The sequence below is a fragment of the Acidovorax sp. 35-64-16 genome (assembly GCF_002281195.1).
Taxonomy (GTDB): domain Bacteria; phylum Pseudomonadota; class Gammaproteobacteria; order Burkholderiales; family Burkholderiaceae_C; genus Acidovorax; species Acidovorax defluvii.
In genome coordinates this window covers 25,338-32,681 of the sequence record NZ_NCFM01000029.1, presented here as the reverse complement: position 1 = coordinate 32,681, position 7,344 = coordinate 25,338, and the positions used below count along the sequence as shown (strand labels likewise).

General features: G+C 67.3%; 7 protein-coding genes. 1 reads left to right on the top strand and 6 read right to left on the bottom strand.

Annotation, left to right across the window (positions count from 1 at the left end):
- Positions 1-103 precede the first annotated feature (103 nt).
- The 4 genes from purH to B7Y64_RS14775 form a co-directional block, all read right to left on the bottom strand.
- Positions 104-1,705, bottom strand: a complete 1,602-nt coding sequence (gene purH / locus B7Y64_RS14790) for a bifunctional phosphoribosylaminoimidazolecarboxamide formyltransferase/IMP cyclohydrolase (protein ID WP_291326649.1) — start codon at positions 1,703-1,705, stop codon at positions 104-106.
- 83 nt (positions 1,706-1,788) lie between these two features.
- The gene (locus tag B7Y64_RS14785) at positions 1,789-2,022 is read right to left on the bottom strand and encodes a Fis family transcriptional regulator (RefSeq protein WP_024816203.1); all 234 of its coding nucleotides are present in this window, start codon (positions 2,020-2,022) and stop codon (positions 1,789-1,791) included.
- Entirely contained in the window at positions 2,019-3,065 is a 1,047-nt protein-coding gene (dusB, locus tag B7Y64_RS14780; protein ID WP_024816204.1) for a tRNA dihydrouridine synthase DusB, read from the bottom strand. Before dusB ends, B7Y64_RS14785 begins: the two co-directional genes overlap by 4 nt.
- A gap of 168 nt (positions 3,066-3,233) precedes the next feature.
- Positions 3,234-3,704, bottom strand: coding sequence for a M15 family metallopeptidase (locus B7Y64_RS14775; protein WP_291326647.1), 471 nt, complete (start codon positions 3,702-3,704; stop codon positions 3,234-3,236).
- Positions 3,705-3,949: 245 nt separating this feature from the next.
- Between B7Y64_RS14775 and B7Y64_RS14770 the strand changes: the two genes are divergently transcribed.
- Positions 3,950-4,474 carry a YqaA family protein gene (locus tag B7Y64_RS14770; RefSeq protein WP_291326651.1) on the top strand — a complete coding sequence of 175 codons (525 nt, stop codon included), beginning with the start codon at positions 3,950-3,952 and terminating at the stop codon, positions 4,472-4,474.
- Here the strand turns inward: B7Y64_RS14770 and B7Y64_RS14765 are convergent.
- Together B7Y64_RS14765 and B7Y64_RS14760 are read right to left on the bottom strand one after the other, a co-directional pair.
- A complete protein-coding gene (locus B7Y64_RS14765; RefSeq protein ID WP_291329229.1) occupies positions 4,449-6,089 on the bottom strand; it encodes a bifunctional aminoglycoside phosphotransferase/ATP-binding protein in 1,641 nt (546 codons plus the stop codon). The two genes, B7Y64_RS14770 and B7Y64_RS14765, sit on opposite strands and share 26 nt — an antisense overlap.
- Before the next feature lie 14 nt (positions 6,090-6,103).
- On the bottom strand, positions 6,104-7,327 hold the full coding sequence (locus B7Y64_RS14760) for an HlyD family efflux transporter periplasmic adaptor subunit (RefSeq protein WP_366444452.1): 1,224 nt from the start codon (positions 7,325-7,327) through the stop codon (positions 6,104-6,106).
- Positions 7,328-7,344: the final 17 nt, after the last annotated feature.

The following is a 7,344-nucleotide window of genomic DNA, read 5'->3' as shown; positions in this document are numbered from 1 at the left end:
CGCAAGCTGCTGACCATGCTCAACGCCATGGTCAGAACCGGCAAACCTTGGGACGCATCGCTTCATAGTGCTTGACTTTGAAGACGGTTACTCAGGGGGCTACTTAGTGCCTGAAGTGACGCACGCCGCTGAACACCATGGCCACGCCGCGCTCGTCGGCGGCGTCGATCACTTCCTGGTCGCGCATGCTGCCACCGGGCTGGATCACACAGGTGGCACCTGCGTCCACCACCACGTCGAGGCCATCACGGAAGGGGAAAAAGGCGTCGCTCGCCACCGCCGTGCCCTGCAGGGTGAGGCCGGCGTGCTGCGCCTTGATGCTGGCGATGCGGGCCGAATCGAGGCGGCTCATCTGGCCTGCACCCACGCCCATGGTCATGCCGCCCTTGCAGAACACGATGGCGTTGCTCTTGACGTACTTGGCCACCTTCCAGGCAAACAGCAGGTCTTCCATTTCTTCCAGCGTGGGCTGCTTCTTGGTCACCACCTTCAGCTCGGTGATCGCCAGCTCATGGTTGTCGGCCGTCTGCAGCAGCAGGCCCGATCCGATGCGCTTGGCATCCATGGCGTTGCGGCCACGCTCCCAGTCCGTCTTGCCGCCGTGCGCGGGCAGCGCAATCTTCATCAGGCGCACATTCGCCTTGGCCTTGAAGACGTCCAGCGCCTCGGGTGTGAAGTCGGGCGCCATCAGCACTTCGACGAACTGTTTGCTGATCTGCGCCGCAGCCGCGCCGTCGAGCGTGCGGTTCAGCGCAATGATGCCGCCGAAGGCGCTGGTCGGGTCCGTCTGGAAGGCCTTGCTGTAGGCCGTCAATGCATCGAGGCCCACGGCCACGCCGCAGGGGTTGGCGTGCTTGACGATCACGCAGGCCGGCACGTCAAAGCTCTTGACGCACTCCCAGGCTGCATCGGCGTCGGCGATGTTGTTGTAGCTCAGTTCCTTGCCCTGCAGCTGCACACCGGTGACCAGCGAGCCGGGCGCGGGGTGCAGGTCGCGGTACAGCGCGGCCTGCTGGTGGCTGTTTTCGCCGTAGCGCAGGTCCTGCACCTTGGTAAAGATGCCGTTGCTCTGGCCAGGGAACAGCGCGCGCTGGGGCACGTAGGCCTCGGACAGCTTCTCTTCCTCGAAGGTGACGGACGAGAGGTAGTCGCTGATCGCGCCGTCGTACTGCGCGATGCGGTTGAACGCCGCCACCGACAGCGCGAAGCGCAGCTTGTCGGACAGCTTGCCGCCCGCCTTCAGCTCGGCCAGCACAGCCTCGTACTGGTCGGCTGAGGTGATCACGCCCACGTCCTTCCAGTTCTTGGCGGCGCTGCGCACCATGGCGGGGCCGCCGATGTCGATGTTCTCGATGGCGTCGGCCAGCGTGCAGCCGGCCTTGGCCACCGTGGCTTCAAAGGGGTAGAGGTTGACCACCAGCAGGTCGATGGTGTCGATGCCGTGTTCCTTCAAGGCCGCCATGTGTTCGGGCAGCTCGCGGCGGGCCAGCAGGCCGCCGTGCACCTTGGGGTGCAGCGTCTTGACGCGGCCGTCCAGCATCTCGGGGAACTGCGTGACCTCGGCCACCTCGGTGACGGGCAGGCCCTTGTCGGCGAGCAGCTTGGCGGTGCCGCCGGTGGACAAGAGCTTGATGCCCAGCGCGTGCAGGGCTTGCGCAAATTCGACGATGCCGGTCTTGTCGGAGACGGAGAGGAGTGCGTTCATGGTGGTGGTCGTAGTTTGAATGAAATCGTGCTCTAGCGCCCGTCCATCAAGCGCTAATAGCTATTATTTATATAGCAAAAAGCTCACAGCAGCTTGTGCTCGACCAGCTTCTTGCGCAGCGTGTTGCGGTTCAGGCCCAGCCATTCGGCGGCACGTGACTGGTTGTTTTCGGCCTGCTGCATCACCACTTCCAGCAGTGGCCTTTCAACCAGGCGCACCACCATGTCATACATGCCATCGGGCGTTTCGCCGCCCAGGTCGCGAAAGTAGCTGTGCAGGCTCTCGCGCACGGATTCTTCGATGCTCTTCTTGCTCATGCTGCCATTCCCTCTTGTTCTTCTGGTTCCGCATCCGCGTCGGCGGTGGCGGGCAGCCGGTCCATCTGTTGCCCGAGGGCATCCAGATAGTCGGCCACGGCCTGCCACTGCGTGGTGCAGTCTTCTATCGTATTGATGTGTTGCCGCAAGGCCTCGCCCCCCGGCAAGGCCCGCAGGTACCAGGCAATGTGCTTGCGCGCGCTGCGCACACCGGTGCCTTCGCCGTACAGGCTGTAGTGGTCGTGCAGGTGATCGAGCAGCAGGCGCCGCAGCTCGGCCACCAACGGCGGCGCCAGGTGCTCGCCCGTGGTCAGAAAATGGCCGATCTCGCGAAAGATCCAGGGCCGGCCCTGGGCGGCGCGGCCGACCATGATGGCATCGGCCCCGGTGGCGGCCAGCACCTGGCGCGCCTTCTCGGGCGATGTGATGTCGCCATTGGCCACCACAGGCACACGCACTGCGGCTTTGACGGCGGCAATGGTGTCGTATTCGGCCTGGCCCTTGTACCCCTGCTCACGCGTGCGGCCGTGCACCGTGAGCATCTGGATGCCCACGGCCTCGAACTGGCGCGCCAGCGAAACGGCGTTCTTGTGCTGCTGGCACCAGCCGGTGCGCATCTTCAGCGTGACGGGCACGTTGCGCGGTGCGCAGGCCTCGACCACGGCAGCGGCTATTTCCACGGCCAGCGCCTCGTCCTGCATCAGCGCCGAGCCCGCCCACTTGTTGCACACCTTCTTGGCCGGGCAGCCCATGTTGATGTCGATGATCTGCGCGCCACGGTCGATGTTGAAGACAGCGGCCTCGGCCATCATTTGCGCTTCGGTGCCGGCAATCTGCACGGCGATGGGCCCCGGCTCCCCCTCGTGGTTGGCCCGGCGCGAGGTCTTGAGGCTGTTCCACAGGTCCTTGCGCGAGGTGACCATCTCGCTCACCGCATAGCCTGCGCCCAGCGCCTTGCACAACTGACGAAACGGCCGGTCCGTGACGCCCGCCATGGGGGCGACGAACAAGCGATTCGCCAAAGGGATGTGGCCGATCTGCATGGGAGGGGGCGTGATGGATGGCAGCAGCGATTGCTGAAAAAGGAGGCAGGATTGTACCTGCTCAAAATTTCAGCAACCGAAATGCGCCGCCGCGTCAAAACTCTTCAAAAAATGCGACGACCGGCCCCTTGGTCGCCGTCCCCATTGCGCCGCTTCAGGGCAACGGGCTCAACGCTCCGCCAGCTCCACTTCGGCCACAGCCGGTTGCGTCGCAGCCTGGTGCGCAAAATGCCACCAGGCGTTCGGCAGGTTGTCGAACTGGTGGCGCGCCATCAGCGCTCGCAACCACTGGCGGTTGTGCTGCACATCGGGCGAAATATCCTCGCTGTCGTTTCCGGCCTTCGCGCCGATCACCCCCGCAGGGGTGCCCATGTCCACGGGCTCGCCCTCGGCAAGCGGGCCACGCACCACGGCGCTGGCGAGCAGGCCATCCACCACATCCACCCGGACCCCCAGTGCACCCTGGCCGGCCTGGCAAGTTGTCTTCAACGCCAGCCCTTGCGCCCGCAGCACGGTGCGCACGCTGGCCACCGCGGTGCGAAGCCGCTCGCCAACCACGCAGCTACCTGTTCCTGTGTCCCAAACCATCGCCACGGGGGGCATCGCGTTGGCGGACACAGCAGCCTGGGGGCTTTGCACACATGCCGCCAGGCAGATGCCGGAGACCACCGAGAGCCAATGCGCAAGGTAAGGAAAAGACGGGGACCGTGAAGAGTTGTGCATTGCAGCCTTCCGATATCTGCCAAGGGTTGGACTGACCTGAAGATACAAACCCTGGCGCATCGGTGCCGTGGCCAAACGGCGCAGTGCCTTGTAGGACTGGTTCCTCAGGGCCCACCGCCCGTGCGGCTGCCACCCTACACTTGATGCCTATGGAAATCTGGATGCACCAGCTGCTGGAATGGCTCGCCTTGCCGCAATTCGGCCTGGGCACGGTCTTCATCGTGTCGTTTGTCTCGGCAACGCTGTTGCCTGTGGGCTCCGAGGCTGCGGTGTTTGGCCTGATCAAGCTCAACCCCGACCTGTTCTGGCCCGCCATTGGCGTTGCCACGCTGGGCAACACCCTGGGCGGCGGGGTGAGCTGGTGGATGGGCCTTGGGGCGCACCGCGCCTGGGATGCGGCACGGCGCCACCGCCGTTTGAACCACCCCACCGGCGCCGATGCCAAACCGGCGCGCGAACTCAGCCGCACCGAGCGCCGCGCGCGCGTCTGGCTGCGCAAATGGGGGGCCAAGACCTGCCTGCTGAGCTGGCTGCCCGTGGTGGGCGACCCGCTGTGCGCCGTGGCGGGCTGGCTCCAGCTGCCGTTCTGGCCTTGCCTGGCCTACATGGCGGTGGGCAAGTTCTTTCGCTACCTGGTCATGACCAGCGTGCTGCTGTATTTCATGCCCGGGCAACTGGCGATGTAGCCGGCATGCTGCCATCGGCGCGCGGCAGCAGCACATTCCAGTCCACCGGCCGGGTGGTGTCCACATGCACCGTCAGCGCCTCTTCTGCGGGCGAGAGCGGCTGTGCCGCCGCCCATTGCGATTCCAGCACCTGCACCGAGGCCTCTGACGCATCGCCCCCCGCCAGCTGGCGGCTGCGCACCCGCTCACGCAGCACCGCCAAAGGCGCCTCGAACGACAAAATGCGGCACCGCACCTGCGCTTGCGCCGCCAGTGCCATGAAGCACTGGCGCATGGCGGGGTTCAGGAACGTGGCATCCACCAGCACAGTGTGGCCCGCACCCAGCGCCCAGCGGGCCGCCTGCGCCAGGGCTTCGTGGGTGCGCTGCGAGGCCGCAGCCGTATAAATGCCGCCCCGCACCGCCGCGCTCGATGCCTGCGGCGACAGGCCGAACAGCCGCTTGCGCTCCACATCGGCGCGCACGCGCACCACGCCGCGCTCGGCAATCAGCGCCTGCGACTGCGTACTTTTGCCCGCACCAGAAAATCCATGCGCCAGCCACAGTTCGACCGTGCGGGGCTCTGTGAAGCGCAGCGCCAGCGCCAGATAGCGCCGCACTTCCCGCAGGCTGGCCGTGTGCTCGTCGCGCCCCACCTCACCCTCCACCTGCGCCAGCCGCAGGCCCGCCACGCGGGCGCGCACCAGGGCCCGGTACACGCGGTAGTACAGCAGCACCTGCAAACCAGCGTAGTCGCCGGTGTGCTCCAGCCAGGCGTTCAGAAAGCGCCACGCCAGGTCGGCGCGGCCGCGGGCTTCCAGGTCCATGGCCAAAAAGGCAATGTCAGCCACGCAATCGATCCAGCGCAGTGCGGGGTTGAACTCGATCGCATCGAACAGCTGCGGCTGTCCGTCCATCAGCACCAGATTGGCCAGGTGCAGGTCGCCATGGCATTCGCGCACCCGACCGGACTGCAGGCGCTGCAGGAACACCGGCGCCAGCGCGGTGCCTTGGCTGGCACACCACTGCGCCAGCTGCCGCAGCGCGGGGCCCATGTCTGGCACGGCCTGCGCCACCAGCGGCTGCAGCGCCGCCAGGCAATCCTGCACCGGCGCCACCACGGCATGGGCCGTGCCCCAGACCTGCCCGGGCGTAGCCACCCTCGCCCCGGCGTGGAACTGCGCGACCTGCTGCGCCAGGGCGTCGATGTGGCCGGGCAACAGGCGCTGCTGCTCCAGCAGGTGGCTCAGCAGCGCCTCTTGTGGAAAGCGGCGCATGCGCACGGCAGGTTCCGCATCGGCCGGGGCCGCTTCGGCGGGCTGCAGCTGCAGGCTGTTTGCCGCACCGCTCAACGCCACCAGCCCCAAATACAGGGCCGGCGCGGTGCGGCGGTTGATGCGCAGCTCTTCCTCGCAGGCGGCGCGCCGCAGCGCGGGGGTGCTGAAGTCCAGGAAATCCAGCTTCAGCGGCTTCTTGAACTTGTAGACAAAGTCACCCGCCAGCAGCAGCCAGGAGATATGGGTTTCGATCCACTCCACGGTGCCGGTGGGGTGGCCAAAAGCCTCGGGGCTGCACTGCAACTGGCGCAGGCGCTGCTCGGCGGCGGCATAGGCTTCCACCAGGGATTCAGAGACCATGGGCCAACACTCCGTCAGGGGGTGCGCAACTGGACACGCGCACCATCGGTCAGCGCAGCGGGCGGGTACACAACGCCCTGATCACCCGCTTGCAGCCCCTCTTTCACCCAGGCGTGGGTGCTGCCACGCGCCTCCAGCACCACAGGCGTGCGCCGTGCCCGGCCACCCTCGACCACAAACACGGCCATGCGCGGCGCGGCAGCATCCGCCATCGGGGCCGATGCGGCGCCGTCGCTGACAGGCAGCGGGAACAGCGCGCTCACTGGCACCAGCGTGGCGTCCGGCGCCTCGCGGGTGAGCACGCGCGCCACCACGCGGTAGCCGTCGCCCAGTGCGGCCCATTGCGCGGGCGGGCTGGTCAGGTCGATCAGCACGTTGACCCGCTGCTCTTCCACGCCCAACGCCGACACCTTGGTGAACGCCGCCGGCTCCACGCTGCGCACGCGCCCCTGCAACACGCCCGGCCCACCCCAGCGCTCGATGCGCACGGGGCTACCCGGGCGCACCTGCAGCGCATCGGTGGACAGCAGCGGCGCCACCACTTCGAGCTGCGCGGTGTCGCCCACCTCGACCAGCACGGTGCCCAGCGCCACCACACTTTCGCTGACCTGCGCCACGCGCAGCACACGGCCGGCGACGGGGGCCAGCACCTCGAAGGCCTTGCCAGCCGGGGCGCTGCCGGGGCGCTGCACTACGTCGAGCGCAGCGCGGGCCACCTGCTGTTCCTGCACCGCGGCGTCGGTGTCTTTTTCTGCCGCCTGCAGCGCCAGGCGCTCGCTATCGAGCCGCGTGGGGGCCACGAAGCCCTGCTGCGCCAGCTGTTCGCTGCGCCGCAGGTCGTTGCGGGCCTGCGCCTGCGCCACCCGGCTGCGTTCGATGCGCACGGCAGCGCGCTGCACATTGGCCTGTGCGGCGGTGACGCGTGCCTGCTGTTCGCGCAGGCTGCGCTCGTCCAGCAAGGCCGGCATGGCGGGGGTGATGCGCGCCACCACGTCGCCCGCCTGCACCGCATCGCCCTCACGCAGCGCAATGCGCGCCAACCGCCCGGCCAAAGGGGCCGAGATGCTGAAGCGGTCACGCAGGCGGGTTTTTGCATCTTCGTCGATGCCGGCCTCAAAGCGGCCCTGCACCACGGCGGTGGCCTCCACCTGCAGCGGACGGGGTGCAAATGCCCACGCCAGCAGTGCGCCCAGCACCACCAGCGCACCTACACCCAGCATCAACGTTTTCTTTTGCATTGCCATATCCCTGTTGC

Excerpts from the sequence above, each read along its gene's own strand:
- purH (WP_291326649.1), bottom strand. The coding sequence starts at position 1,705 with ATGAACGCACTCCTCTCCGTCTCCGACAAGACCGGCATCGTCGAATTT.
- B7Y64_RS14785 (WP_024816203.1), bottom strand. The coding sequence starts at position 2,022 with ATGAGCAAGAAGAGCATCGAAGAATCCGTGCGCGAGAGCCTGCACAGC.
- dusB (WP_024816204.1), bottom strand. The coding sequence starts at position 3,065 with ATGCAGATCGGCCACATCCCTTTGGCGAATCGCTTGTTCGTCGCCCCC.
- B7Y64_RS14770 (WP_291326651.1), top strand. The coding sequence starts at position 3,950 with ATGCACCAGCTGCTGGAATGGCTCGCCTTGCCGCAATTCGGCCTGGGC.
- B7Y64_RS14765 (WP_291329229.1), bottom strand. The coding sequence starts at position 6,089 with ATGGTCTCTGAATCCCTGGTGGAAGCCTATGCCGCCGCCGAGCAGCGC.
- B7Y64_RS14760 (WP_366444452.1), bottom strand. The coding sequence starts at position 7,327 with ATGCAAAAGAAAACGTTGATGCTGGGTGTAGGTGCGCTGGTGGTGCTG.